This is a genomic window from Bradyrhizobium sp. CCBAU 53421 (genome assembly GCF_015291625.1).
Taxonomy (GTDB): domain Bacteria; phylum Pseudomonadota; class Alphaproteobacteria; order Rhizobiales; family Xanthobacteraceae; genus Bradyrhizobium.
Genome location: NZ_CP030047.1, coordinates 2,611,781 through 2,636,334, shown reverse-complemented (window position 1 = coordinate 2,636,334; position 24,554 = coordinate 2,611,781). Strand labels below are relative to the sequence as shown.

At 64.5% G+C, this 24,554-nt stretch carries 23 protein-coding genes and 1 tRNA gene; 12 read left to right on the top strand and 12 right to left on the bottom strand.

Annotated elements, in window-relative coordinates; genetic code table 11:
- The first annotated feature begins 11 nt into the window (after window positions 1-11).
- Window positions 12-2,387 (top strand): endopeptidase La, encoded by a 2,376-nt coding sequence (gene lon, locus XH92_RS12450; protein WP_194459467.1) that lies wholly within the window; start codon window positions 12-14, stop codon window positions 2,385-2,387.
- Between the two features lie 304 nt (window positions 2,388-2,691).
- Here lon and XH92_RS12445 read toward each other — a convergent pair whose 3' ends face one another.
- From XH92_RS12445 to mobB, 4 genes are all read right to left on the bottom strand, one after another.
- Window positions 2,692-2,970 carry a hypothetical protein gene (locus XH92_RS12445; protein ID WP_194459466.1) on the bottom strand — a complete coding sequence of 93 codons (279 nt, stop codon included), beginning with the start codon at window positions 2,968-2,970 and terminating at the stop codon, window positions 2,692-2,694.
- Between the two features lie 90 nt (window positions 2,971-3,060).
- Complete coding sequence (locus tag XH92_RS12440) at window positions 3,061-4,716, bottom strand: OFA family MFS transporter (protein WP_194459465.1); 1,656 nt, start codon at window positions 4,714-4,716, stop codon at window positions 3,061-3,063.
- A 270-nt stretch (window positions 4,717-4,986) separates the two neighbouring features.
- Entirely contained in the window at window positions 4,987-5,256 is a 270-nt protein-coding gene (locus XH92_RS12435) for a sulfurtransferase TusA family protein (protein ID WP_194459464.1), read from the bottom strand.
- Window positions 5,257-5,312: 56 nt separating this feature from the next.
- Entirely contained in the window at window positions 5,313-5,840 is a 528-nt protein-coding gene (gene mobB / locus XH92_RS12430; RefSeq protein ID WP_194459463.1) for a molybdopterin-guanine dinucleotide biosynthesis protein B, read from the bottom strand.
- A gap of 218 nt (window positions 5,841-6,058) precedes the next feature.
- Between mobB and XH92_RS12425 the strand changes: the two genes are divergently transcribed.
- Entirely contained in the window at window positions 6,059-6,370 is a 312-nt protein-coding gene (locus tag XH92_RS12425) for a hypothetical protein (protein ID WP_194459462.1), read from the top strand.
- Between the two features lie 139 nt (window positions 6,371-6,509).
- Window positions 6,510-6,695, top strand: a complete 186-nt coding sequence (locus tag XH92_RS12420; RefSeq protein ID WP_194459461.1) for a hypothetical protein — start codon at window positions 6,510-6,512, stop codon at window positions 6,693-6,695.
- Between the two features lie 753 nt (window positions 6,696-7,448).
- Here the strand turns inward: XH92_RS12420 and XH92_RS12415 are convergent.
- A complete protein-coding gene (locus XH92_RS12415) occupies window positions 7,449-9,398 on the bottom strand; it encodes a molybdopterin biosynthesis protein (RefSeq protein ID WP_194459460.1) in 1,950 nt (649 codons plus the stop codon).
- Between the two features lie 9 nt (window positions 9,399-9,407).
- Window positions 9,408-10,517 carry a molybdopterin-binding protein gene (locus XH92_RS12410; protein WP_194459459.1) on the bottom strand — a complete coding sequence of 370 codons (1,110 nt, stop codon included), beginning with the start codon at window positions 10,515-10,517 and terminating at the stop codon, window positions 9,408-9,410.
- 183 nt (window positions 10,518-10,700) lie between these two features.
- Here XH92_RS12410 and XH92_RS12405 point away from each other — a divergent pair, with 183 nt between their 5' ends.
- Window positions 10,701-11,912: an ABC transporter substrate-binding protein gene (locus XH92_RS12405; RefSeq protein WP_246788384.1), complete on the top strand. Its 1,212-nt coding sequence runs from the start codon at window positions 10,701-10,703 to the stop codon at window positions 11,910-11,912.
- 76 nt (window positions 11,913-11,988) lie between these two features.
- On the opposite strand, the gene XH92_RS12400 is transcribed toward XH92_RS12405, so the two are convergent.
- Entirely contained in the window at window positions 11,989-12,957 is a 969-nt protein-coding gene (locus XH92_RS12400) for a TAXI family TRAP transporter solute-binding subunit (RefSeq protein WP_194459458.1), read from the bottom strand.
- Window positions 12,958-13,076: 119 nt separating this feature from the next.
- Between XH92_RS12400 and XH92_RS12395 the strand changes: the two genes are divergently transcribed.
- From XH92_RS12395 to XH92_RS12370, 6 genes are all read left to right on the top strand, one after another.
- Complete coding sequence (locus XH92_RS12395; RefSeq protein ID WP_194459457.1) at window positions 13,077-14,045, top strand: tripartite tricarboxylate transporter substrate binding protein; 969 nt, start codon at window positions 13,077-13,079, stop codon at window positions 14,043-14,045.
- Window positions 14,046-14,181: 136 nt separating this feature from the next.
- Window positions 14,182-14,257: transfer RNA gene (locus tag XH92_RS12390), tRNA-Ile, on the top strand.
- A gap of 103 nt (window positions 14,258-14,360) precedes the next feature.
- The gene (locus XH92_RS12385; protein ID WP_194459456.1) at window positions 14,361-15,122 is read left to right on the top strand and encodes a spore coat U domain-containing protein; all 762 of its coding nucleotides are present in this window, start codon (window positions 14,361-14,363) and stop codon (window positions 15,120-15,122) included.
- A gap of 83 nt (window positions 15,123-15,205) precedes the next feature.
- Window positions 15,206-15,949 (top strand): molecular chaperone, encoded by a 744-nt coding sequence (locus XH92_RS12380; protein ID WP_194459455.1) that lies wholly within the window; start codon window positions 15,206-15,208, stop codon window positions 15,947-15,949.
- A gap of 40 nt (window positions 15,950-15,989) precedes the next feature.
- The gene (locus tag XH92_RS12375; protein WP_194459454.1) at window positions 15,990-18,389 is read left to right on the top strand and encodes a fimbria/pilus outer membrane usher protein; all 2,400 of its coding nucleotides are present in this window, start codon (window positions 15,990-15,992) and stop codon (window positions 18,387-18,389) included.
- Window positions 18,390-18,478: 89 nt separating this feature from the next.
- Window positions 18,479-19,471 carry a spore coat U domain-containing protein gene (locus XH92_RS12370; RefSeq protein WP_194459453.1) on the top strand — a complete coding sequence of 331 codons (993 nt, stop codon included), beginning with the start codon at window positions 18,479-18,481 and terminating at the stop codon, window positions 19,469-19,471.
- 401 nt (window positions 19,472-19,872) lie between these two features.
- Here the strand turns inward: XH92_RS12370 and XH92_RS12365 are convergent, their stop codons facing one another.
- Window positions 19,873-20,703 (bottom strand): DUF5996 family protein, encoded by an 831-nt coding sequence (locus XH92_RS12365; protein ID WP_194459452.1) that lies wholly within the window; start codon window positions 20,701-20,703, stop codon window positions 19,873-19,875.
- 100 nt (window positions 20,704-20,803) lie between these two features.
- Between XH92_RS12365 and XH92_RS12360 the strand changes: the two genes are divergently transcribed.
- Window positions 20,804-20,959, top strand: a complete 156-nt coding sequence (locus XH92_RS12360) for a hypothetical protein (RefSeq protein WP_194459451.1) — start codon at window positions 20,804-20,806, stop codon at window positions 20,957-20,959.
- Window positions 20,960-21,056: 97 nt separating this feature from the next.
- The gene (locus tag XH92_RS12355) at window positions 21,057-21,977 is read left to right on the top strand and encodes a LysR family transcriptional regulator (RefSeq protein ID WP_194459450.1); all 921 of its coding nucleotides are present in this window, start codon (window positions 21,057-21,059) and stop codon (window positions 21,975-21,977) included.
- Window positions 21,978-22,003: 26 nt separating this feature from the next.
- Here the strand turns inward: XH92_RS12355 and XH92_RS12350 are convergent, their stop codons facing one another.
- The 4 genes from XH92_RS12350 to XH92_RS12335 all read right to left on the bottom strand — a co-directional run bounded on the left by XH92_RS12350 (window position 22,004) and on the right by XH92_RS12335 (window position 24,551).
- Window positions 22,004-22,780: a triacylglycerol lipase gene (locus XH92_RS12350; protein WP_194459449.1), complete on the bottom strand. Its 777-nt coding sequence runs from the start codon at window positions 22,778-22,780 to the stop codon at window positions 22,004-22,006.
- Between the two features lie 69 nt (window positions 22,781-22,849).
- The gene (locus XH92_RS12345; RefSeq protein WP_194459448.1) at window positions 22,850-23,647 is read right to left on the bottom strand and encodes an SDR family oxidoreductase; all 798 of its coding nucleotides are present in this window, start codon (window positions 23,645-23,647) and stop codon (window positions 22,850-22,852) included.
- On the bottom strand, window positions 23,638-23,955 hold the full coding sequence (locus tag XH92_RS12340) for a hypothetical protein (RefSeq protein ID WP_194459447.1): 318 nt from the start codon (window positions 23,953-23,955) through the stop codon (window positions 23,638-23,640). The genes XH92_RS12345 and XH92_RS12340 overlap by 10 nt, the downstream gene beginning before the upstream one ends.
- A complete protein-coding gene (locus XH92_RS12335) occupies window positions 23,955-24,551 on the bottom strand; it encodes an adenylate kinase (protein WP_194459446.1) in 597 nt (198 codons plus the stop codon). The genes XH92_RS12340 and XH92_RS12335 overlap by 1 nt, the downstream gene beginning before the upstream one ends.
- Window positions 24,552-24,554: the final 3 nt, after the last annotated feature.

Here is a 24,554-nt window from a genome sequence, read left to right as displayed (position 1 = left end):
GGGATTTCGACATGGCCGCTTCAGACATTTCAAATCCGGCGAGCTCGGCGCCGATCCCGAGCGACGCGACGATCATCGTCCCGGTGCGCAACACCGTGCTGTTTCCGGACGTCATCATCCCGATCACCATCGCGCGCGCGACCTCGATCGCCGCCGCCCAGCAGGCGGTGCGCGAGCAGCGGCCGATCGGCATCCTGCTGCAGCGCGATCCCGAGACCAACGATCCCGGCCCCGACGGCCTCTACCGGGTCGGCACCATCGCCAACATCGTGCGCTACATCACCGGCGCCGACGACACCCATCACCTGGTCTGCCAGGGCGTGCAGCGCATGCGCGTGCTCGACTATCTGCCCGGCACGCCGTTCCTTGCCGCCCGCGTGCTGCAGATCCCGGAGCCGACCACCACCTCGCCCGAGATCGAGGCGCGCTTCCTCAATTTGCAGCGCCAGGCGCTGGAGGCCGCGCAATTGCTGCCGCAAACACCGCCCGAATTGATCGCCGCGCTGCAGGGCACGACCTCGCCGGCGACGCTGGCCGACCTTGCGACCTCCTACATGGACATCAAGCCGGCGGAGAAGCAGGACATCCTCGAGACGATCGATCTGGTGGCGCGGATGGACAAGGTCTCGCGGCATCTCGCCGAGCGCATCGAGGTGCTGAGGCTGAGCCAGGAGATTGGGCAGAAGACCAAGGCGGTGTTCGACGAGCGGCAGCGCGAGGCGATCCTGCGCGAGCAGATGGCGACCATCCAGCGCCAGCTCGGCGAAGGCGACGGCAAGGCCGCCGAGGTCGCCGAGCTGACCAAGGCGATTGCGGAAGCCAAGATGCCGCCGGAGGCCGAGAGCCAGGCGCAGAAGGAATTGCGCCGCTACGATCGGATGCCGGAGGCGGCGGCCGAGTCCGGCATGGTGCGCAGCTATCTCGACTGGCTGATCGACCTGCCCTGGAGCCTGCCGGATGAAAAGCCGATCGACATCGCGGAGGCGCGCAAGATCCTCGACCAGGACCATTATGGCCTGGAGAAGATCAAGAGCCGCATCATCGAATATCTCGCGGTGCGCAAGCTCGCGCCGGGCGGCAAGGCGCCGATCCTCTGCTTCCTCGGGCCACCCGGCGTCGGCAAGACCTCGCTCGGGCAATCGATCGCGCGGGCGATGTCGCGGCCGTTCGTGCGTGTGAGCCTTGGCGGCGTGCATGACGAGGCCGAGATCCGCGGCCATCGCCGCACCTATATCGGCGCGCTGCCCGGCAACATCATCCAGGCCATCAAGAAGGCCGGCGCGCGCAACTGCGTGATGATGCTGGACGAGATCGACAAGATGGGCCGCGGCATCCAGGGCGATCCGTCGGCCGCGATGCTGGAGGTGCTCGACCCCGAGCAGAACTCGACCTTCCGCGACAATTATCTCGGCGTGCCGTTCGACCTCTCGCGCGTCGTCTTCATCGCCACCGCCAACATGCTCGACGGCGTCCCCGGGCCGCTGCTCGACCGCATGGAGCTGATCAGCCTCGCCGGCTACACCGAGGACGAGAAGCTTGAGATCGCCAAGCGCTATCTGGTGCGCCGCCAGCTCGAGGCCAACGGGATCAAGGCCGACCAGGTCGAGATCGATCCGGACGCGCTGCGGCTGATCATCAAGAGCTACACCCGCGAGGCCGGCGTCCGCAACCTGGAGCGCGAGATCGGCAAGGTGCTGCGCAACGTCGCGGTGCAGATCGCCGACGGCAGCACCAGCCACGTCACGATCGCGCCGAAGGACATCGTGGCGCTGCTCGGCCAGCCACGCTTCGAGAACGAGATCGCGCAGCGTACCAGCATTCCAGGCGTTGCCACCGGGCTGGCCTGGACGCCGGTCGGCGGCGACATCCTGTTCATCGAGGCCTCGCGCACGCCGGGCCGCGGCGCATTGATGATCACCGGACAACTCGGCGACGTCATGCGCGAGAGCGTGCAGGCCGCGCTGACCCTGGTGAAGAGCCGCGCCTCCCAGCTCGGCATCGATCCCGCTGTGTTCGAGAGGAGCGACATCCACGTCCACGTTCCCGCTGGTGCGACGCCGAAGGACGGCCCGAGCGCGGGCGTTGCGATGTTCACCGCCCTCACCTCGCTGCTGACCGATCGCACGGTGCGCAGCGACACCGCGATGACCGGCGAGATCTCGCTGCGCGGCCTGGTGCTGCCGGTCGGCGGCATCAAGGAGAAGGTGGTCGCCGCAGCGGCCGCGGGCCTGACGCGGGTGATGCTGCCGGCGCGCAACAAGCGCGACTACGACGACATCCCCGCCGGCGCCCGCGCCAAGCTGGAGTTCATCTGGCTGGAGCGCGTCGACGAGGCGATCACGGCAGCGCTGGAGCCCGCCAAGGCGACACCCGCGGCCGCGGAGTGACGGCAGGCAATTGGGATGACGCTCCACATCGATCGTCCCGCCCGGAGCCACCCCTCTCCCCAACCCTCCCCCGCAAGGGGGGAGGGAGCCTGATCAGCGTGCTCACCTCACGAATGGCTGCATGATCCGTCACGCACGCGAAGCGCTATGAACGCCAACTTCGTTCAGGAGATCTCTGTTGCGCGCGTGTAAGGGAGCCAGAGGCGCGGGGTTCCCTCCCCCCTTGCGGGGGAGGGTTAGGGAGAGGGGTGCCGCTCGGCGTGCTCTCTCCACCCAATATTGTACGCGATCGGAGCGATACCGCTCAGCTCTTGCCCATGCAATCCGAGATATAGAACCAGCGGTCGTCGCCGGTCAGGCCCTTCTGCTTCACCTCTTTGCGGCAGGCCTTGAGCTTGGGTTTGTTGGCGCGCCACTGATCCTTCATCGCCTTCAGCTTCTCCATCGTCAGCTTGATCTTCGACGGCTTGGCCGTAGTGGTGGCGGCCGGTGCTGGTGCTGCCGGCGCCGCGGTCTGGGCCGACGCGGCATGAAGCCCTACGGCGAGCAGCGCGGCGGCAAGGCAAATCCGGGTACGAAACATTGAAATCCCCCAATCCCGTTTCTGTTCATTGAATAAAACGAACGCCGCAGGCGCCGAGGAATCGGCAACCCGCGGCGGTGATGGTCGCGATCAGAGGATTTTGACGGCGCTGAGCAGCGTCATGTAGATGCCCCAGGCCAGCGGAATGCCGACGAACAACCAGAACAGCGCCGCCTTGGCGTCGAGCCCGCCAAACCCGATCCCGTAGGAACCGTGCGGTCCGGCCGCAGCGGCGCTGGCACTCGCATCCTGCAGCTTGGCGACCTCGGCGTCGCTCATGTGCCATTTCGAATCGACCGGCTTGATCAGGTAGTTGCAGATCAGTCCCGCGATCAGCATGGCGCACAGGATGTACATCGTGGTGTTGTAGAGCTGGTCGCGCGGCACGCCGGCGGCAAGCTGGAATTCACGGATGTAGTTCACCACGACCGGGCCGATGATGCCGGCGGTCGACCACGCCGTCAGCAGGCGGCCATGGATCGCGCCGACGAACTGGGTGCCGAACATGTCGGCGAGATAGGCCGGCACGGTGGCGAAGCCGCCGCCATACATCGACAGGATGATGCCGAAGCCGAGCACAAACAGGAGCTTCGAGCCCATCGCGGCAAAGGTCGGCGCCAGCGCGTAGAGCGCGATGCCGAGGATGAAGAACGTGTAATAGGTGTTCTTGCGGCCGATCTTGTCCGACAGCGATGCCCAGAAGAAACGGCCGCCGATGTTGAACAGCGACAGCAATCCGGCAAAGCCGGCGGCGATCGCCGCGATCTGCGCCTTCTGTCCGGCATCGAGCGCGTTGAAGCCGACATTGGGCAGGCCGATCAGCTTGCCCGCAAAAATCTCCTGCAGCATCGGCGAGGCCATGCCGATCACGCCGATGCCGGCCGACACGTTGAGGCAGAGTACCCCCCAGATCAGCCAGAACTGCGGCGTCTTGTGCGCATCCTTCAGATGGACGTTCTTGGTCGAGATCATCGCGTTGGCCTTGGCCGGCGGCGTCCAGCCCTCAGGCTGCCAGCCGGCCGGCGGAATGCGATAGCGGAAGGCACCGATCATCATGAACACGAAGTAGATCGCGCCCATGGCGAGGAAGGTTTCCCAGACGCCGACCGAGGTCGGGGTCTTGAAATAGTTCATCAGCCTGTCGGCTAGCGGGGCGCCGATCATCGCGCCGCCGCCGAATCCCATGATCGCCATGCCGGTCGCCATGCCGCGCCGGTCCGGGAACCATTTCACCAGCGTCGACACCGGCGAGATGTAGCCGAGACCAAGGCCGACACCGCCGATCACGCCGGATCCAAGCCACATCAGCCAGAGCTGATGCGTGTAGACACCCAGCGCGCCGATCACGAGGCCGCCGGCCCAGCACAGCGCCGCGACGAAGCCCGCCTTGCGCGGACCGACCTTCTCGAGCCAGCCGCCCCAGATCGCGGCTGAGACGCCGAGCAGCACGAAGAACAGCGTATACATCCACCCGAGGCTCGCGACCTTCCAGTCGCAAGTGGTGGTGAACAATTCCTGGACCAGCGAAATGTCCGGGCACGCTTTCGGCGCGGTCAGCCCGATCGCGCGCGACAGCGGCAGCCAGAACACCGAGAAGCCATAGGCCATGCCGATGCATAGATGGATGCACAGCGCGGCCGGCGGCACCAGCCAGCGGTTGAAGCCGGCGGTCGCGATCGTGTGTTCCTTGTCGAGGAAACCTGCACCTGTCGCGGACACGCGTCCGGCGCTGCTCATCGTCGTCATTGAAACCTCCCCTGCAGCCGCCGTTACGTCAGGCGCATCTGCGTCTTCGATCCCGTCTCAGCCCTTGCAGCCACCGTCAGGCGGCTGCGCTGCACATTTCCTCGATGCGCCGGGACCAACCACGCGCATTCCGGAAATGCTAACCCCCAAACAACCGGATATGCCGCCACATCCGGGCACAGCTCCATCTCCGCAGCCCGGCGGAGATTATCAATTCGCGCAGAATGGAAAATAGGTGTCGATTGGCAAAAGGTAGATATCAGGCCGGACCTAGCGCATACGCGGCGCTGCAGCATTTGAGTTATCTATCGTCCCATTCGCCTTCTCGATCAGAAAAACGATCCGGACATCGCTTCGCTCGGTGATCTCGACCTTGTCGCCGGTTTCCTGGACGAGGGCCGGGATATCGATCACCGAAAGCGGATCGGTGCAGTGCACTTCGAGGAAGTCTCCCGCCGTCACGCTCTTCAGGGCCTTGCGCGTCTTGAGCGCGGGCAGCGGGCATTTCAGGCCGGTGAGATCGAGCTTTGTCGTTGTCATGGCGCGACCATGGCGAAGCCGTCGTGCATCGTCAACGGCAGCACCTTCTCGCCCTGTCAGCTTTCCGCCGCGGCCGCAGCGAGCACATCGTCGACCGCAATGGCGGAGCGCAGCATCAATTCGGCGACGTCCTCGACGTCGTCGAGATGCGCGACCGGCAGCCTAGTCTCGACCGCGACGTCGCTGGCGATCCCGACCACAAGCGGGTCATCGGGGAACAGCAGCGGCTTGCCGTTGGCGGCCCGATACACCTCGATCTTGTTGAGCGCCTCGCGCTTGAAGCCCTCCACCACGACCAGATCGACCTGCGCCATCTTGGCGAGCAGTTCCGGCAGCCGCGGCTCGCCTGCGCCGCGCAGCTCGTGCATCAGTGCCCAGCGCCGGGTCGAGGACACCAGCACCTCGGTCGCGCCGGCCTGCCGGTGCACCCAGGAATCCTTGCCGGGTACGTCGACATCGAACTCGTGATGGGCATGCTTGATCACGGAAACGCGCAAGCCCCGGCCAAGCAGATGGGGGATCACCCGCGACAGCAGGGTGGTCTTGCCGGCACCGCTCCAACCCGCGAGCCCTATCACTTTCATACCCGTCTCCGAAGACATCCAGCGCCCAATGCTGCTTATATCAGCCTTGGAACAATGTCATGCCAGCCTCGCCAGGGGATGGCCGGTCCGCAGCGCCAGCAGAACCATTGCACCTTTCTCACGTCACGCGCCCTCCGACTATCCAGCGGATATACCTCGAAGTTTCCAATGCACGGTATGACCGGGACACGATATTGTGGTCCACCGGAGCACCACCTATGCCTCGCTCGCCTTCGATCGTGCCGCACCAAATCGACCACGACACCTATCTGGTGCTGAACGATTTCGGCCGGCTTGGCCGCGCCTGGTGCGAGACCGACGAAGAAGGCACCGACCGGAAAACGCTGATCCGCCGCCTGCTGGATGACCAGTACAGCCATCCGGTCCGCATCATCGCCTTCAACACCAGCGAAGGATGGTCGCGCGACGTCACGACCGATATTGCCGATGAGCTGCGGCGCCGTTTCGTCGAATACGACGAGGTTCCGCGCTCCGTGCTGGAGTTCGTCGAGACGGCCATGCGGCACTGAGCCGGATCCGCAGTTGAGCCAGGGCGGCGCCGCGAGCGCGCGCGTGCGGCCGGTCTTCGCATGAGCCTGAGCTGAACTTGAACTAGGGCGCGATCAGCCGCGACAAAGCAACATTGCAGATCCGCAACCGGCCAATGAGATGATCGACTTCCTCTGGGGCATCGTGGTTCTCATCGCGCGGGCGTTCTATTTCGTGCTCGGCATCGCGGTCGCCTATGACCGGATGAAGCGCCTCGCCACCCAGATGACCGGTGCCGACAAGATCGTCGCCGTGCCAGCTGACCCCAAGCCCGAGACCGCGGATGCCCTGCGACGGTCGGATTGACCGCAAGAGGGGCGGCAAAACAACCCGACGGGCAACTCAGCAAAACCTGTCAATCACCTCGTGCAAAAATATTTCGGTTTACCGGAAGACCAACTCGATGCTATGAAGTCGCCGTCTCACCCGATCGAGGGACGCTTCGCGGTCGTCACGAACGTGGGTCGAGATGCGGTGGACGCCGAGTGCGCAACTGACGAGTGCGCATGAAGCGGACGGTGAAGTCGTGTGGTCCTGACGCCCTAGCGGCAGGTGTCTTTTCCAATTGCGCGATGCGCGTTGCGAAGACGGTGACAAGCAAGCCCAGTCTCGCCGGGGAGAGCACGAAGTAAGCCGTAACCCATCGCGCAGGGAAAGCCGGGTTGTTTCCGGTTACACCTGTGGTCCTACCCCCCCGAGCTTTCTACCCATTGCTCGGGGCCCATGGGTGCGATCGGCACCCGGCTTTCCCTGCGCCCTCTGTTCTCAGAGCGGCGAAACGAAGAGCAAAGCTCGGGCAATTCATGTCGCGAGAATGCGGAAGTGTGATGCACGGATCGTGCAACACATTCAGTGTCGTCCCGGCGCAGGCCGGGACCCATTACCCCAAATCTCCATTGTTGCACGACGCTGGGGCCACATCCCTCTTCAACGACACAACTCTGTGGTTGGGTCCCTGCTTTCGCAGGGACGACGATTGTGGATACAGCCGATGCCACACATTCACTGTCGTCCTGGCGAAAGCCAGGACGACAGCAGTGGATCTGGCGCGGCTCGCCGTTACGCCGGCCGAAACCCCGCCCCCGTCAACGCCGCCCGCCCCTCATCCGATGTCAGCGCGCCGAGAAAGGCCTGCACCGCGGGCCGCTGCTTGCGCGCCGTGACCAGCGCGAAGTCGTAATGCTCTTCCGCGAGCGGAATGAAACCAAGCCCAGAGGCTGCCGCGACCGGCGCGATGGTCATGCCCCAGTCGGCGCGATGCTGCGCCACCGCGGCCGCGACCGCATTGTGCGAACGCGGCTGGTTCCAGTAGCCGTCGGGCCGGCTGCCCGCCAGCAGGCGATCGATCAGGATACGGGTGCCGGCGCCCTGGTTGCGGTTGACCATGATGCAGGCGGGATCGGCGAGCGCGGCGCGCACCGCCTGCTCCGCGCTCAAGCCGGCAAAGCGCGTGTCGTCCTTGCGGAACACGATGCCCTGCATGCGCCGCCAGCCCGGCACGAGCGCGAGGCCGTCGGCGAGATACGGCGTGTTGTAGGTCCCGGTCTTGTCGTCGAACAGATGGATCGGGGCGAGATCGCATTCGCCACGCTTGGCGGCCGCAAGGCCGCCGAGACTGCCGACCGCGATCGAACGCACCACAAGGCCGGCATGCGCCAGCGGCGCGGTGACGAGATCGAGCCCGGTGCAATGGCTACCGACGATGACGAGATCCGGCACCCGCACATGCGGCGTGAACAGCGTCACCTCGGCGTCGCTGCCAGCCGGCAATTGATCGGCCAGCGCCTCGATCTTCAGGAAGCCGTCGGCCTGCGCGAACGACGTGATCGCGCCCGAGCCCTTGCCGCTCGGATAGGCGATCAGGCCGCCGGCGCCTTCGACCAGCGACACCATCACGAACTCGGTGCGCCCGAGCTCGGAGGCGATGCGCACCGGCACCTTCGCCGCCACCTTGGCGTCGGAGCGCGGCGGCAGGCCGGCCATCCGCCGCAGCATCGGCACAATCATGTCGTGGAAGGTGAACATCGCCGAGGTCGGAAAGCCCGGCAGGATCACCACCGGCTTGCCGTCGCAGACCGCAAGGCAGAGCGGCTTGCCCGGTTTCAGCGCGACGCCATGCGCAACGATGCCGGGCGTGCCGAGCCTTCCAATGATCCGGTGCGAGACATCGCCCGCGCCCTTGGAGGTGCCGCCCGACAGCACCAGCATGTCGTTCTCCGCGAGCGCCTTGCGCATCGCGGCTTCGAGCATCGCCTCGTTGTCCGCGATCGCGCCGAGGAACGCCGCGTCACCGCCGTTCTCGGCAATCGCCGCGGTGACGATCGCGCCGTTGGTGTCGTAGATCGCGGCCGGCCGCAGCGTCTCGCCCGGCTGCACCAGTTCGTCGCCGGTCGAGAGGATCGCAACGCGCGGCCGGCGCGTCACGGCGACTTCGGCGATGCCGCAGGCCGCGAGCATGCCGATCTCGCGCGAGCCGATGATCGTGCCCGCCCGCAGCAGCGCCTCGCCGCGCGCGATGTCGGAGCCGGCATAGGACACGAACTGCCCGGGCGACGCCGCGCGCCGGACCTCGATGCTGCCGTGGCCGGCGGGCTGGGTGTGCTCGACCATCACGATGGCATCCGCGCCGCGCGGCACCGGACCGCCGGTCGCGATCGCGGTCGCGGTGCCGGGCAGCACCGGCAGGGCCGGCGCAGTGCCGCACGAAATGGTCTCGTCGTTCAGCACGAGTTGCACCGGCGCGCCCTCGCCTGCGCTTGCGAGATCGGCGGAGCGCACGGCAAAGCCATCGACATTGGAGCGGTCGAATGGCGGCACGTCGATCGGCGCCACCACGTCCGCCGCCAGCGCGCGGCCGAGCGCGTCGGCGAGCAGCCGCGTCTCGGACGGCAATTGCCGCGGGAACAGCGCCGCCTGGAAGCGCGCGATCGCCTCCTCGCGCGACAGGATGGTCAAGAACTGGTCCTGCTCGACGGATGGGTTGGGTTTCGGTGTGAACGTGTGTGTCATCTCGGGAACTCACTCCCGCAACATATAGGCATCGACAAGCGTGCCCGCAGCGAAGCCTTCGGCGCCCCCGGGCACGATCAGCAGGGCTTCGGCGCGCGCGATGGCATCGAGCGACAGGTCCCCGATCGCAAGCACGGCCCAGTGGTCTTGCTTGCGCGTCAGCAGCACCACCTCGGCAATACCGACGCCGGAGGCGATCTTGCGTTCCAGCGGCAGCGCCAGCGTTGTGCGCGGGCGCCGGCCCGACAGGCGGTCGAGCACCGGGAGCGCAATCGCCCACCACGCCGCGAAGGCCTGATCCGGCGCGCCCGGCAACGCTATGACCGGCGTTGTATAGATCCGGCCGATCGCCGTCGTGCGCCCGGGTTGCAGCGCGATGCCGTGCGCGATCAGTGCGCCACGCCTTGCCAGCGCGTTGACCGCCGCATCGGTGTGACCGACGCCGGTGCCACCGATCGTGATGATCAGATCGCAGCCACCCGTATCGAGCGAGTTCGCAATCGTTACTATGTCTGGTCCCGCTTTAAGGCGGACGACCTCGGCACCTGCCAGACGCGCTGTATCAGCGATAAGCTGCACCGCCAGCCCTCCCTTAGAGATGTTGACGATGCGAAGCCGCGGCCGGCGCACGCGCACCAGGTCCAACCCGGCGGCGCGTGCGAGCAGCAGACCGCGCGGCAGCAGCGGCTCACCCGCCGCGATCACGGTGCGCCCGGCGGCAATGTCGCTGCCGGCACGCCGGACGCCCTGCCCGGGGACGGCTTCGGCGAGCACCTGCGGAAGCGGACCGGAGGCATCGACAGCGTCGGCATCGACCACGCAGTCGGTGCCATCCGGCATCGCCGCGCCGGCCTCGACCCAGACCGGAAGTCCGGCCAGCGGCAACGGTGCATAGGAGGACGCGCCCACCAGGTCATTGGCGCGCATCGCCCAGCCGTCGCCGACCGCGACATCGTGCGGCGGATAGGCGCGCAAGGCCGGCATCTCGGCGGCAATGCAGCGCAAGGCGTCGACAGGCGGCAGTTCGATCGGCTGGACCGGCGCGAGGTCGCGCAGCACGGCAGCCAGCGCCGCATCGAGCGGGGTGAGCGAAGCCGGAAGGCGTTGGGTGGTGACCATGGCCCGCTATGGACTGAATCGGCCCTGAAAGAAACTGCCGTGGGCCGGGCCGGGGCAGCGTCATTAGACCGATGGCGCGTTGACGCGGACCCCAAACTAGTTGCAAAAGAAACCAATATGACCGGGTTCCGGAGGCCCGGCACAACCATAATGGCCAATGCGCCAATTCAGGAGGGAGACAGAATGAACGCCATCAAACTAGCCATGTTCGGGACGCTCGCAGCCGCGCTGCTGGCCTCCTCGGCCGCATCGGCGCAGGTATCCGACGACATAGTCAAGATCGGCGTGCTGACCGACATGAACGGCCCGGCCTCGACGCCGACCGGACAGGGCTCGGTCACCGCCGCGCAGATGGCGGTCGACGATTTCGGCGGCAAGGTGCTCGGCAAGCCCATCTCGGTGATCGTCGGCGATCACCAGCTCAAGCCGGACATCGGCGCGACCATCGCGCGGCGCTGGTATGACGTCGATCAGGTCGACCTGATCGTCGACGTGCCGGTCTCGGCAGTCGGGCTCGCGGTGCAGAACATCGCCAACGAGAAGAAGAAGCTGTTCATCACGCACTCGACCGGCGCGACCGATTTCCATGGCAAGTTCTGCTCACCCTATGCGATGCAGTGGGTGTTCGACACCCGCGCGCTCGCGGTCGGCACCGCGCAGGAGGTGGTGAAGCGCGGCGGCGACAGCTGGTTCTTCATCACCGACGACTATGCGTTCGGCCATTCGCTGGAGAAGGACGCCTCCGCGATCGTGACCAAGAACGGTGGCAAGGTGCTCGGCGCGGTACGGCCGCCGTTTGCGACGCCCGATCTGTCGTCCTTCATCCTGCAAGCGCAGGCCTCGAAGGCCAAGATCATCGGCATCGCCGGCGGACCGCCGAACAACACCAACGAGATCAAGACCGCCGCCGAGTTCGGCGTCTTCGCCGGCGGGCAGCAGATGGCAGCGCTGCTGGCCTTGATCACCGACGTCCAGTCGATCGGCCTGTCGGCCGCGCAGGGCCTGTTGCTGACCACCTCGTTCTACTGGGACATGGACGACAAGACGAGGGAATGGTCGAAGCGCTATTTCGCGAAGATGAACCGGATGCCGACGATGTGGCAGGCCGGCGTCTATTCGTCCGTGACCGCCTATCTGAACGCGATCAAGGACAGTGGCACCGACGATCCGCTCAAGGTCGCGGCCAAGATGCGCGAGAAGCCGGTGGAGGATTTCTTCGCCCGCAACGGCAAATTGCGCGAGGACAATCTGATGGTCCACGATCTCTGGCTCGTGCAGGTCAAGACCCCGGCCGAGTCGAAATATCCGTGGGACTATTACAAGATCCTGGCCAAGATCTCCGGCGAGGACGCGTTCGGTCCGCCGGACCCGGCGTGTCCGATGATCAAGAAGTAAGCGAATGGCGAATAGCGGGTGGCATGTGACGAACGTGAGCAACCATTCGCCATTCGCTACTCCCTATTCGCCGCCTTCATTTCGCCACCCCGATCTCCCTGAAATACTTCAGCACGCCGGGGTGGATCAGATTGATATCGGGCGCGGCGGCGACGGTGTTCGCTGCCGTGGTCTCGCAAGCCTGGGCGAGCTTCTTGCAGAAATCAGCCTCGACGCCGTGCAGCGTCTTGGCCAGCCGGTAGGCGACATCGTCGGGCAACGTCTCGCGGACCAGGATGTAGCTCCACGAGCCGACCGAAGAGATCGCCGCAGTCTGCTTCGGGTAGCTGCCGGCCGGGATCGTCAGCGGCTTCAGGAAGGTGTGCTTGGCGCGGATGCGCGCGATCTCGTCCGCGGTCGCCGCGATGAAGCGGGCGCCGCTCGCGCTCTCCGCCATCTTGCTGAACCCGGGCCAGCCGATGCCGGCGCCCCACAGCGCCGCGGCACGGCCGTCCTCGACCATTGCTGGGCCGTCACCGGCGCGATCGAGATAGATCGACTTGAAGTCCTCGTCCTGCTTCAGCCCGATGCCGTCGAGGATGTAGCGCGACAGGATCGGCAGGCCGGAGCCCTTGGCGCCGAACGCCACGGGCTGGCCGACCAGGTCCTGGATCGTCATGTAGGGGCTGTCGGCACGCACCACGAACATGCCCGGGCTCGAATACATCGCGGTGAGGATCTTCAGCTTGGTCGCCTTCGGCCGGCCGATGCCCATGAAGGCTTCATAGGACGGCTCGCCCGCGACGGTCGCGATATCGACGCTGTCGGCTTCGAGCAGCGGGATGTTCTCGCCGGAGCCCTTGGTGTTGCGCGGCTCGATCGACAGCGTCGCATCGGCCGCGTTCATCACCTCGGCGAAGGCATTGCCATAGAGCGGAAAGCCGCCACCCGGCGTCGCCGTGGCGAAACTGATCGTGGTTTTGGAAATGGTCTTGCTCCCCTCTTGCGCCGCCGCGCCGCCCGCGAGCAGCAGCGCGCCGGCGCAGATCATAACAGCGAATTTCATCCCGAGCCTCAAGCATTGCAGATGAGCGCGACTATCGTCGCACGGGCGGGGTCGTAGGCAAAGCCGGCGTTTTGTGAAACGATGATCGCAACAGTCACAAGAAAATGACGGGAGAGACGATGTTCCGGTTCGCACGTGCCGCGTTGCTTGGTTTGATTTGTTGTGTTGCCTCCGCTGCCCCCTCGTCCGCATCCGACTATCCGAACCGTCCGGTGCGCTGGCTGATCGGATTTGCCGCCGGCGGCCCGGTCGACATCGTGGCGCGCATCATGAGCCAGTGGCTGTCGGATCATCTCGGCCAGCAATTCGTGGTCGAGAACCGCGCCGGCTCCGGCGGCAACATCGCAGCTGCTGCCGCGATCAACTCGCCGGCCGACGGCTATACGCTGCTGTTCGTCGCGCCCAACAATGCGATCTCGACCTCGCTCTACAAGAAGCTGCCCTACGACTTCCTGCGCGACACCACCCCGGTCGCCAGCATCATGCAGCTCACCAACATGCTGGTGGTCTCGAACGCGATGCCGGTGAAGTCCGTTCAGGAGTTCATCGACTACTGCAAGGCCAATCCGGGCAAGATCGCCTATGCCTCGTCCGGCAACGGCACCTCGGTGCACATGTCGGCCGAACTGTTCAAGGCGATGACCAAGTGCGACATGCAGCACGTGCCGTATCGGGGATCCGCGATCGCCTTCCCCGACATCATCTCCAACAAGGTGCAGCTGATCTTCGACAATCTGCCGTCGGCGCTGGAGCAGTCGCGCGGCGGCAGCGTCCGCGCGCTCGGCGTGACCTCGCCGCAGCGCTGGCCGGGCGTGCCCGACGTGCCCGCGATCGCCGAAACCGTGCCGGGCTTCGAGTCGGTCGGGTTCTACGGCATCTCCGCGCCGAAGGGCACGCCGCCGGAAGTCATCGAGACCCTCAACAAGGCGGTTGGCGAGGCCCTGAAGGACCCCAAGCTGGTGGCGCGCCTCGCCGAGGTCGGAGGCATCCCGAAGCCGATGACCCCGGCCGAGTTCGGCAAACTGGTCGCCGACGAGACCGAGAAATGGCGCAAGGTGGTGGAGTTCGCCGGCGTCTCGGTGGATTGAGGGCCGTGCTGGCTCGGGAGACCGATGCGGCTGCGTGCGGCACGAGGTTCCGGCGGTGGCATTGCCGAAACCCCACGCACCCTGTAAACGGAGCCCGCACCGTTGCCGGCCGCCCCCCGCGGCCCGCAAGGCGGCGGGGCCTGTAGCTCAATGGTTAGAGCCGGCCGCTCATAACGGTCTGGTTGCAGGTTCGAGTCCTGCCGGGCCCACCAATGAGTTCAGAGGGCGGCCAGGCCCAAGCGCAGCCAGAGCCGGTGTGGCCCCGAAGCCGCCGGCGGACTTTGCTGACCATTATAGTTTTTGATGGGGTCATAGTTGTCGATAGTTCGATCAGGCCTCGCGAAGCTTTTGCTCATTCAAAGTTTACCCAATTTTGATTCTTTTGTTGACGACGATGGCCTGCGTGTCCGGGCACAATTGGCGATGAAAACGAATTCATTGGACGATACCGAAGAAGGTTTCCGGCTGACCAGGAAAGCGGCCTGCAGGGTTTTCGATGCTTGTCGAAAGATCCGCATCCGCGACGACCGCGGTCCTTTGCTGAAGCGACGAATCCGGCAGGCTGCGCGAATGGCAGCGGTCGCGCTCTTCGTTGCCGTGGCATCCGGTTATCAAACGTCCGCTCAGGCCGGCACATCGACCGCAAATTTGACCGTTCAGATCACCATCACGGCGTCTTGCACAATCAACGCTGCGACGCTCAATTTCGGGAGCGTGTCCGGAACAACGCTCGCGACCACATTGCAGTCGGGCAGCACAACCGTCTCGGTCACCTGCACCAATGGCAGCCCGTACTCCATCGCCATGGACAACGGAGCAAATGTGTCCGGCAGCCAGCGGCGGATGGCGAATGCCGGGAATTTTATCAACTACGATCTCTATACTGATTCAGCCCATACCAACCCCTGGACCACGGCAACCAGCAGCACCACCTGCACGACCACGAATGGCTGCTTTCTCGGCACCGGTAACGGATCGGCGCAGACCATCAACATTTACGGCACCGTTCCCGCTACCGGCACCGCACCGAGCACCGGCACCTATACGGACACGGTGGTCATGACCATCACCTATTGAAGAAGGGCCGCAGCAGCGGCCCGCTGTTCCGTTGCATCTGCGTATCGACGAAAAGCCTTTTTAGCGCACGATTTTGAAATCGATTGGGCATCGCGATGCATCAAAACTCGACGCTGTTGGCCGCGTTTGCCGCAAGCTTGGCATGCTTGGAGGTTGCCCATGCCACCGCGCTCCGCGTTGAACCGGTTCTCCTGGAACTGAATGCGCCGGCGGCGGCGGCTTCCCTGACGCTGCGCAATGACGAAGATGCCGACGTCGAAGTCCAGACCCGCGTGCTTCGCTGGTCGCAGTCCGACGGCAAGGAGAAGCTTGAACCGACAGCCGACGTGGTGGCATCGCCTCCGGCCGTCAGGATGGCGCCTCATTCAGACTACGTCGTGCGAGTTGTGCGAGTGTCGAAACAGCCGGTCAACGGCGAAGAGAGCTATCGCGTCATCGTCGACCAATTGCCGCGAGCAGGCGGCAGCCAAGGTCGCAGCGTCAATCTTTTGGTACGACAGTCGATCCCCGCGTTCTTTCGCGGCCGCGAGATCAGCCGGCCGCAGGTTTCCTGGGCGCTCCGCACCGAAGCCGGCCAACTGACCGTCGTGACACGCAATGCCGGCGACGAACGGCTACGCATCGCAAACTTGCGGCTTAAGGATTCTTCGGGAGCTACCTTGTCCTTTGGCAACGGCCTCCTCGGCTATGTCCTCGGACATTCCTCCATGAGTTGGGCCACGCTGAAATATCCTCGCGGCTTTGGATCCGGCGGATCCATCTCTGTCACGGCGGAAACGGACAAGGGCCAGACTCATGCGGTTATTGAGTCGCAGACTCGTCGGTAGAAGAGGCTCCACGCTTGTGTCCGTCTTAGCACTCCTTGGCATGGTCCTCTGTGCCGGGCGTTCGCGCGCGGCGGAGCACCAGACAAATCTGCAGCTCGATGTCGTGATCAACTCCATGTCCGCCCGAACGATCGGATCATTCGTACGGTTCGATGACGGTCGTATCGGCGGAACGGTGGAGGAACTGGAAAGCCTCGGCCTGCAACCAGGCCCGCCGCATCGACCGGGCGAGATCATCGCACTGGATGATATCCCGACCCTAAAGTATCGATATGAGGAGAGAACACAGCGGATATTCATTGCCGTCGACGAAGCCGGACGCAAGCCGCAGCTCTTTGACGCAGGCAGCTCCAGCGGGAACCTGCCAAAGGCGCGGGCCGATCCCGGCGCGGTGCTGAATTATGACCTGTTGAGCTCAACCAGCAACGCAGCTACCCCGAGATTGATCGGGCTCGGTTACACATCGCTTTTGCTCGATGCCCGGGCGTTTTCGCCTTACGGCACCGCCGAACAGTCGGCGATCGTCCGCACTGGTCCGCAGCAGCCTGCGCAGGCGACACGGCTGAATTCGTCTTTCCAGTATTCCGACCAGGGCCGGATGATCGGCTACGTTGCCGGGGATACGATCAACGGCGGACTGGCCTGGTCGCGGCCGATCAGGATCGGCGGCCTTCAGGCTCAACGCGATTTTGCCCTGCGGCCCGATCTCATCACCGCGCCGCTCGCGACGATCGGCGGTAGCGCGGCAGTGCCGTCAACCGTCGATGTCTATGTCAACAACATCAAGACATTTTCTCAGGACATCGCGTCCGGCCCTTTCAGCGTGAACAACGTACCGCTGATTTCCGGCGCCGGCACGACGCAACTCGTGGTGCGGGACTCGGCAGGTCACGAAATCCAGACGTCGGCGCCGTTTTATGCGACCTCGAGCCTGCTTGCGCCCGGGCTGAGCAGCTGGTCCGTGGAGGGCGGATTGCCGCGGCTGTCCTACGGCTCAAGCAGTGACGTCTATGTCGGCTCGCCTGTCGGGTCTGCAACCCTGCGACGAGGTATCTACGACGGCTTGACAGCAGAGGCGCACGTCGAAGCCGGAGCCGGCGTCATCAACGGTGGCATCGGTGGTGTCTTCAGGACCGGGACGATCGGTGTCGCCGCCGTGGCCTTGGCTGGCAGCGGAAGCGGCACGAACCGCGGTCTGCAGAGCTACGCGTCCTATGAGACCCGGCTCTTCGGCGTGAGTATTTCGGCGAGTTCGCAACACACCTTCGGCACCTATGACGACCTTGCCTCGGCGACCGCAAGATTGCAAAACATCGCGGCGTTGAACGGCGGCCTGCAAAATCTGAACGGTCTATTCAATTACCTGCCCGGCAGTATCGCTTCATTGTCGAACTCGTTTGCCTATGTGACGGGCATCTATGGCAGCGCCCGTGCGCCGGTCGCACTCGATCGCATCACTTTCAGCGCCCCGATGCCGTTCGACCCTCGGGCCAACCTGAGTGCAAGCTTTGTCGATCTGCGCGATGCCTCAGGCCATCGTTCCAATATCGTGACGGCCTCTTACTCGCGTTCGTTACCGTACAATGCGTCGATATTTTCCACCGTCTTCCACGATTTCTGTAGCAAAAAGAACACCGGCGTGTTTGCCGGTTTGAGCATTCCTTTTGGCGACGCAGCCTCTGTTACGACCGGGGTTTCGAGCGGACGGAACGGCACCACCGGTAGCGTTGATGCCGTCAAGTCGCTTGGGCCGGAGCCAGGCAGCTACGGCTGGCGCGTGCACGATTCCGAAGGCGCATCGAGTTACCGGGAGGCCACGGCTTCCTACAGGTCGAGCTACGGAACCATCCAGGCAGGCGCAAGCCAGGCCGGAGCCGGCAGCGTGGGATCGCTGGAATTGCGCGGTTCGATCACCACCATGGGCGGCGGCGTTTTCCTTTCGAACTGGATCGACGACAGTTTCGCGGTGGTCGCGACTGGCGTGCCGGATGTCGAGGTCCTCAGCGAGAACCGGCGGGCTGGTGTCACCGATTCCCGCGGCATGCTGCTGATCCCGACGCTCCGGTCCTACCAGAAGAACAAGATTGCGATCGACCCGACGAACCTTCCGGTCGACGACGAGGCAGCAGCGACGCATGACATCGTCGCTCCGGCCGATCGCGCCGGAATGCTCGTCAGATTTGACGTCCGCAAGGAGACGACGGCTGCCCTGGTTACCTTTGTCGGGCCTGACAATCGCGTTCTGCCGGCCGGGGCCGTCGGCCACATGACCGGTGGAGTAGAGTTTGTCGTAGGCTACGACGGACAGGCCTATATCAGGGGGCTCTCGTCAATGAACGAAGCCGAAATCGAGCTTGCCGACGCACGCTGCCGCGCCACGTTTGCGTTCAATCCGCGGCCGGGCGAACAGGTCCGGATCCCCGGGGTCGTGTGCCAATGATGCAGTCATTTCCCACGTAAAACAGTGCCCTCGTGCGTCAGTTTCCTTGATCATCCGTTCTGACCAACCCGCATTGCGAGATCGAAATCGTGGTCATCGGCTCAAAGCGAACCCTGGTCTTTGCCTTGCTCCTGCAATTTGCGGCATCGTTTTCAGCCCACGCCCAAAGCTGCTCCGTTACCTCGGCGTCCGGCAACTACGGATCTGTCGACATCCTGGCAGGTGGCGCCGTCGACACGACCTCGACATTTAGCGTCACATGCAGCGGCTGTGCGCTCGGCTGCACGGTCAATGCGTGTGTGCAATTCAACCAGGGGGCGCCCAACAGCGGCAGCTCGGTTCGATCACTTGGAAGTGGGGCGAATACGGCAATACACGAGCTCTATACGGATTCCGGGCGCACGCAGGTCTGGGGATCCTGGGGATATGGTACCACCGCATATGGCTCCGGTGGCGTCAGCATCAATCTCAGCCTTCCCCTTTTGGGCGGGCCCGCGCAACAAACTCTGACCGTCTATGGGCGCTTTCTCGCCAATCAGCAGGCAACGATACCCGGGACCTACGTCTGGAGTACGACCTCTCCGGTCGTCGCCTATGCGGCCTATCTTTTGACCAGCCCGAATTGTTCGTCGAACCCGGGGACGACGACAAATGCGGGCTCCTCGCCCTGGACGGCGACAATCGCAGGAAATTGCATTGTTTCGACCACACCACTCAACTTCGGTAGCGCTTCACTGTTGACGTCGAATATTGACGGCGTTGGAACGATTTCAGTGAAATGCACCAATACGACCCCGTACTCGATCGGTCTCGACAACGGACTACACGCAAGCGGCAGCCAGCGGCGCATGCAGGCAAGCTCCAGCTTCATCAATTACAATCTCTATACGGACGCAGCCCGGACCAGCGCCTGGACAAGTACGACATCCGCTACAACCTGCACGTCGGGCGCCAATACCTGCGTGCTTGGCACAGGTACAGCGTTGAACCAGAATGTCTCGGTCTATGGGCGCGTTCTGCCACAAACCTCACCACCTGCGGGAACCTACGCGGACACCATCGTCGTTACCGTGACCTTCTAGCCCGATCTTCCCGGACGAGCGGTTTGAAAATCCGAAAGTCAAAATCGACGCAATGCCGATCGCGGCAAATGTCCAACTCCTTCAATTCGACAGCCGATCACCGCACCAGAGACGAGCTCACCGAAACGCAGCGAACGCGATCAAACTCGAACGAAAGCGCGGCCAAATCAACCAAACCGATCGTATCCCGCCGCTCATAGCGGTCTGGTTGCAGGTTCGAGTGCTGCCGGGCCCACCAAGCGTATCAATGCCTTGCTGAATACCGTTTGCCCGCAAGACGGCCACCGCAGCAGAAACGTGCTTGCGTTCGCGGGCGCTTCACTCCGGACGGCCGCTGCCCAACAGTCGGGAATCCCACCCTGCCGCGGTTGCGCCGGCGCGATAGGTGGATTCGAGGAAGCTCAGCAGGTCACGTTCGGGTCGCCGGACTGGCGAAGGTCGTCGTAGTCGAGCAGAAACTCGCCCATGCCCGTGTCCCATCGGGCGGCGGCCGGACCGACTTTGGCGCTCTCGCTGCCTTGCGGCTGCGGGTACGTGAAGGAGTAGAACGCGGACCTTGGATAGGCGGCATCGCCCGACCACCAGCCCATCTCGATCAGCTCCGCATTCATGGCATTACGACGGATGAAGCCGATATCCTGCGCGGGTGTGACGGGCTTGCCGTTATAGAACACCACGCGAATATCCAGCGTTCCCCACATCAGGCCGATGGGTTGCGTCTTGCCCGTGAACCGGCCCTGAAAGGTCTGAAGGACGCGTTGCGTGCCGAGGAGGATACGCCACCACGCGTTGACCAGGTCGCGATCGTATGGGCGCTGCTCCTTGTCCTCGTTGAAGGGGATCGGACGGGGCAGTTCCTGTGGCAGGAGATTAATTGAAGCGTCAATGCCGGCGCCACGAAGCTGATCGAGCAGAGCATCCACGAGCGCGGCAACGGATGTCGGCCCCAGCGGCAATTGTCCCGATGCGCCCGAACTCGTGAGCCACTGCAGCTCGTGCGAGATGAAGTCCGCGCGGACCTCGTAGACGCCGCCGGCATGACGGATCGGGCCGGTGGTCAGCCCTCGCGCGCTGAGCCACAACGGCACCTCGGCCCATTGCGCCTGAAACGGTTCGGCGAGCTTGAGCTTGCCGACGGCCTGTAGCGCCATGTGGAGAAGATGTCGTGTCGGCGCGAAGGCCGGGCCGGAAAAAGCCAGCCAGAAATCGGAAGTGCGGCTGCCGGTCATCATGGCGCATCCTTACATAAGGCACTTGGGGCCTGACAGGAGTTTCACCTACTCGTTCAGCACGGCTTGGCGATTTCCGATCCGCCAGAGATCGAAAGTCCCGGTGGCAAAGAATGCGCCAACTTCGGCACAGAAACAATCTCAATGGCTTGGAAGCGAAACGTCCGGCAGCAACAGACAATTTGTCTGCATCGTCGAGGACAAGCTGTCCATCGGTGACGCTTCACCCGACCCGCGCGCCTTCGAATCCAACGCCTGATGCTGATCCGCTCTCGCGGCCCCACCCGGCATGCTTGCATAAATAGCCGCGCGATTGAATATTCGTTGCTCTGTGTGCAACGATCAGGACCATGCCGATGAACGCCAAGCTGGAGCCGCGCCGACTGCACTATTTCATGGAGGTGCTCAATAGCGGCTCGGTGCGCGGCGCCGCCGGCGCGCTCGGCATGGATGCCTCGGCGGTCAGCCGGGCGCTTGGCCTGCTCGAGAAGGAATATGGCGCGCGCCTGCTCGAACGGCGCGGGCGCGGCGTTGCGCCGACCGACGCCGGCCAGCTGCTGGCCGCCTACCTGCACCGCCAGCAAGGCGAACGACAGGCGCTGCTCGCGCAGATGGACAGCATCCGCAAGGTCGAGTCGGGTCATATCGATCTCGTGACGGGCGAAGGTTACGTCGACTGGCTGGCCAAGAGCAGCCTGAGCCGCTTCATGCAAACCCACCCGAAGATCACGATCAGCCTCGACATCGGCAGCACCGACGAGATCGTCCAGCAGGTCGTGGAAGAACGCGCGCATATCGGCGTCCTGTTCAATCCGCCGCGCGACGATCGACTGCGCTCGCATCATTCGCAACCGCATCCGATCAAGGCCATCGTACCGCGCGGGCATCCGCTGACCCAGCTCGGCCGGCCGCTCAGGCTCGCCGACCTCGCACCCTATCCCGGAGCCGCAATGCATCCGAATTTCGGCCTGCGCCAGCATGTCCAGGCCGCCGAGATCAGCGAAGGCGTCCGCCTCAATTTCGCGTTCACGACCGCCTCGTTCGATGCGCTCGCCCATTACGTGACCGCAGGACTCGGCTATGCGCTGGCATCGCGCCTTGCGATGACGGAGGCCGATGCCGCCAGGGTGGTGGCGCTGCCGATGAAGAACGCGCTGCTGCATCGTGGCCGCACCCACGTGGTCTCCCGTCAGGGACGCACGCTGCCGCCCGCCGCGATGCAGCTGCTGCGGATGATGGTCGGGGAAATGCGGTCACCGGGAAGCAGCGCGCGGTAGACTCAGGCAGGCTGCGCCTTGCGATCTCAATCGCGACGCGTCGCTGCCGGAAACCAGATTGCAACCTGCGGAGGCGGACGAAACGGCTTCCAGCTACCCGCCGGCTGGGCGAGCCGATCGGCAATCACCCACAGCGCCGGCGCGTGAAAGCCAAGCCCCAAATGCGTCGTGTTCACTTCGACGTTCTCGCGCTCGCCGCCCTCCTGCTCCAGGCAGGCGCGCCACGCCACCACACCATCGGTGCGGGTATAGATCGATGTTGACGGCACGGGGATCGGTTGCGCGAGGCGGCTGATCCGTTCGGCGGTCGGCGGCTGGTATTTCTGGCCGGTCAGAAGCCGCCAGATCGCGCGGACATTGCTCGCCCCCGGCGCCGCGAACGGACTGCCGAGCGTGATGACCATCCGCACCGCCGCGGGGATTTGCCGCGCGACCTCGCGCGCAATGATGCCGCCGCGGCTCCAGCCGACCAGGCTGACCTTCGAGCCGCCCTGCTTTTCGAGTTCGAGGACTCGTGCCACCACGGCGGCAAGGTCGGCGTCCGGCGCGCGCACATTGCGGCCGCGGCCCCATCCATGAACCTGATAGCCGAGGAACTCGAGGAATGAGCGGATGGCCAAGGTCGAGCGGTCATCCGCGCCCAACCCGGGCAGAACCATTACCGGATGCCGCTGCCCCCGCGGCGCGGTCGCCAGAAGCGGCGCCGCCACGGCAAGCAGCGCCGGGATGTCGAGAAAGCCGCGCCCTTCGGCGGCAAGCAGCGCGAGCGAGGGTGGTTCGACGGTCTGCTCGTCACGTCCCATGAGTAGCGTCCGTTGTTGATGATCACGAGTAGCTCGTGCAACCGGACATTGCCCGGCGAGCACGAGACGTCAGTTCGGCGGTGCGGCCTTCCCGAACACCCCGCCGATGGCCCGCAACAGCCAGCTCGGCTGATACTTGATCCATTGGACCGCCAGCTCGTTGGCAAGCCCGGCGACATGCACCGGCTTCCCCGCCATGCAGGCGCGGTAGCCCTCCTGTGCGACGGTCTTCGCATCCATGATCATCATGCTAGGCATGTTGCCGAGATTGGTGCCCTGGACCATTCCGGTGTCCGTCACGCCGGGACACAATGTCGTCAGCGTGATCTTGCTGCCGCTCAATTCCTGCGACAGCGCCTCGCCAAACGACAGCACATAGGCCTTTGACGCGGCATAGACCGCAAGGTTCGGCACCGGCATGAACGCCGCAACCGACGCAACGTTCAGGATCCGTCCACTGTTGCGCTCGAGCATCGGCGCGAGGAACAGACGGGTCAATGCCGTCATAGCCACGACATTGACCTGCAGCAGCCGCAACTGGTCTTCGAGGCCGATCGAGCTGACGCGTCCTTCGAGCAACAGGCCGGCATTGTTCACCAGCAGGTCGACCCGCACGCCGGCGTCGTCAAGCGAATCGAACACCGCCTGCGGCGCCGCCGGCTCGCTCAGGTCGGCGGCCACGATGGTCACCTTGGTGCCGTGACTGGCCTTCAGCTCGCGGGCGAGTTCCTGCAGCTTGTCGCGGCTGCGCGCCAGCAGCACGAGGCTGAAGCCATTGGCCGCGAGCACGCGCGCGAGCTCGAGCCCAATGCCGCCCGATGCTCCGGTCACCAGCGCGCATTGACCTTCATTTCCGCTCACCGACATGAGGCGCCTCCCTTCGCTGCCAGAACGGTTTTGCGCAATCCACGGACGGCGCGTGCCACAAGCCGCCGCCGCGCCAGGCGACGTTCGTCGCGCCGCGCCAGCTCGGCGGGTGTACCGGCGCAGCTCCGGTCGGCAGCATATGTGCGGGAGAACCGTTCGATTGCCCGCAACAACAGCTGGGCCTGCTCGAATTGGTCGGCTGTCTCCTTCACCTCGCCGAGCGACTTGCGCAATGGCTCCAGCACCTCGATCCGGTCGAGATAGCCGGACGGCCGGTATCGCGGATCGCGATTTGGCGTCGCCGGCATTACATCACCGACCGATCTTGGCCGATCGCCTTGACGACGTCGAAGGCGACGGCATCGACCGGCTGCAGCCCGTCCACGGTTCGAAGGATGTTCCGCGATCGATAGTAGTCGACCAGCGGCGCAGTCTGCTCGTTATAGGCGTCGATCCGCAGTTTGAGCGTTTCGTGATTGTCGTCGGCGCGCACCGCGCCACCTTGCGCTCTCGCTTCGCGGGCCCGCGTCTCGATCCGGTCCAGCAACACCGTCTCGTCGGCTTTGAGCTCAACGACATGGTCGATCGCAAGACCTTCGGTATCGAGCAGATCGTCGAACCCGACCGCCTGGGCAATCGTTCGCGGGAAGCCGTCGAGCACAAAGCCACGCTTGGCATCGGCTTGCGAGATGCGTTCGATCACCGCGGCAATCACGAGCTGATCGGGAACGAGCCCACCCCTCACCATGGTATCCTTGACTTTCCGCCCAATACTGGTGTCCGCATCGACCGCAGCACGCAGCATGTCGCCGGTCGAAAGGTGCGGTATGTCGTACTCCTCGACCAGGCGCCTTGCCTGCGTTCCCTTGCCTGCACCAGGCGGCCCCAGCAGAACGATCCTCATCGC

Excerpts from the sequence above, each read along its gene's own strand:
- lon (WP_194459467.1), top strand. The coding sequence starts at position 12 with ATGGCCGCTTCAGACATTTCAAATCCGGCGAGCTCGGCGCCGATCCCG.
- XH92_RS12445 (WP_194459466.1), bottom strand. The coding sequence starts at position 2,970 with ATGTTTCGTACCCGGATTTGCCTTGCCGCCGCGCTGCTCGCCGTAGGG.
- XH92_RS12440 (WP_194459465.1), bottom strand. The coding sequence starts at position 4,716 with ATGACGACGATGAGCAGCGCCGGACGCGTGTCCGCGACAGGTGCAGGT.
- XH92_RS12435 (WP_194459464.1), bottom strand. The coding sequence starts at position 5,256 with ATGACAACGACAAAGCTCGATCTCACCGGCCTGAAATGCCCGCTGCCC.
- mobB (WP_194459463.1), bottom strand. The coding sequence starts at position 5,840 with ATGAAAGTGATAGGGCTCGCGGGTTGGAGCGGTGCCGGCAAGACCACC.
- XH92_RS12425 (WP_194459462.1), top strand. The coding sequence starts at position 6,059 with ATGCCTCGCTCGCCTTCGATCGTGCCGCACCAAATCGACCACGACACC.
- XH92_RS12420 (WP_194459461.1), top strand. The coding sequence starts at position 6,510 with ATGATCGACTTCCTCTGGGGCATCGTGGTTCTCATCGCGCGGGCGTTC.
- XH92_RS12415 (WP_194459460.1), bottom strand. The coding sequence starts at position 9,398 with ATGACACACACGTTCACACCGAAACCCAACCCATCCGTCGAGCAGGAC.
- XH92_RS12410 (WP_194459459.1), bottom strand. The coding sequence starts at position 10,517 with ATGGTCACCACCCAACGCCTTCCGGCTTCGCTCACCCCGCTCGATGCG.
- XH92_RS12405 (WP_246788384.1), top strand. The coding sequence starts at position 10,701 with ATGAACGCCATCAAACTAGCCATGTTCGGGACGCTCGCAGCCGCGCTG.
- XH92_RS12400 (WP_194459458.1), bottom strand. The coding sequence starts at position 12,957 with ATGAAATTCGCTGTTATGATCTGCGCCGGCGCGCTGCTGCTCGCGGGC.
- XH92_RS12395 (WP_194459457.1), top strand. The coding sequence starts at position 13,077 with ATGTTCCGGTTCGCACGTGCCGCGTTGCTTGGTTTGATTTGTTGTGTT.
- XH92_RS12375 (WP_194459454.1), top strand. The coding sequence starts at position 15,990 with ATGGTCCTCTGTGCCGGGCGTTCGCGCGCGGCGGAGCACCAGACAAAT.
- XH92_RS12365 (WP_194459452.1), bottom strand. The coding sequence starts at position 20,703 with ATGATGACCGGCAGCCGCACTTCCGATTTCTGGCTGGCTTTTTCCGGC.
- XH92_RS12355 (WP_194459450.1), top strand. The coding sequence starts at position 21,057 with ATGAACGCCAAGCTGGAGCCGCGCCGACTGCACTATTTCATGGAGGTG.
- XH92_RS12350 (WP_194459449.1), bottom strand. The coding sequence starts at position 22,780 with ATGGGACGTGACGAGCAGACCGTCGAACCACCCTCGCTCGCGCTGCTT.
- XH92_RS12345 (WP_194459448.1), bottom strand. The coding sequence starts at position 23,647 with ATGTCGGTGAGCGGAAATGAAGGTCAATGCGCGCTGGTGACCGGAGCA.
- XH92_RS12340 (WP_194459447.1), bottom strand. The coding sequence starts at position 23,955 with ATGCCGGCGACGCCAAATCGCGATCCGCGATACCGGCCGTCCGGCTAT.
- XH92_RS12335 (WP_194459446.1), bottom strand. The coding sequence starts at position 24,551 with ATGAGGATCGTTCTGCTGGGGCCGCCTGGTGCAGGCAAGGGAACGCAG.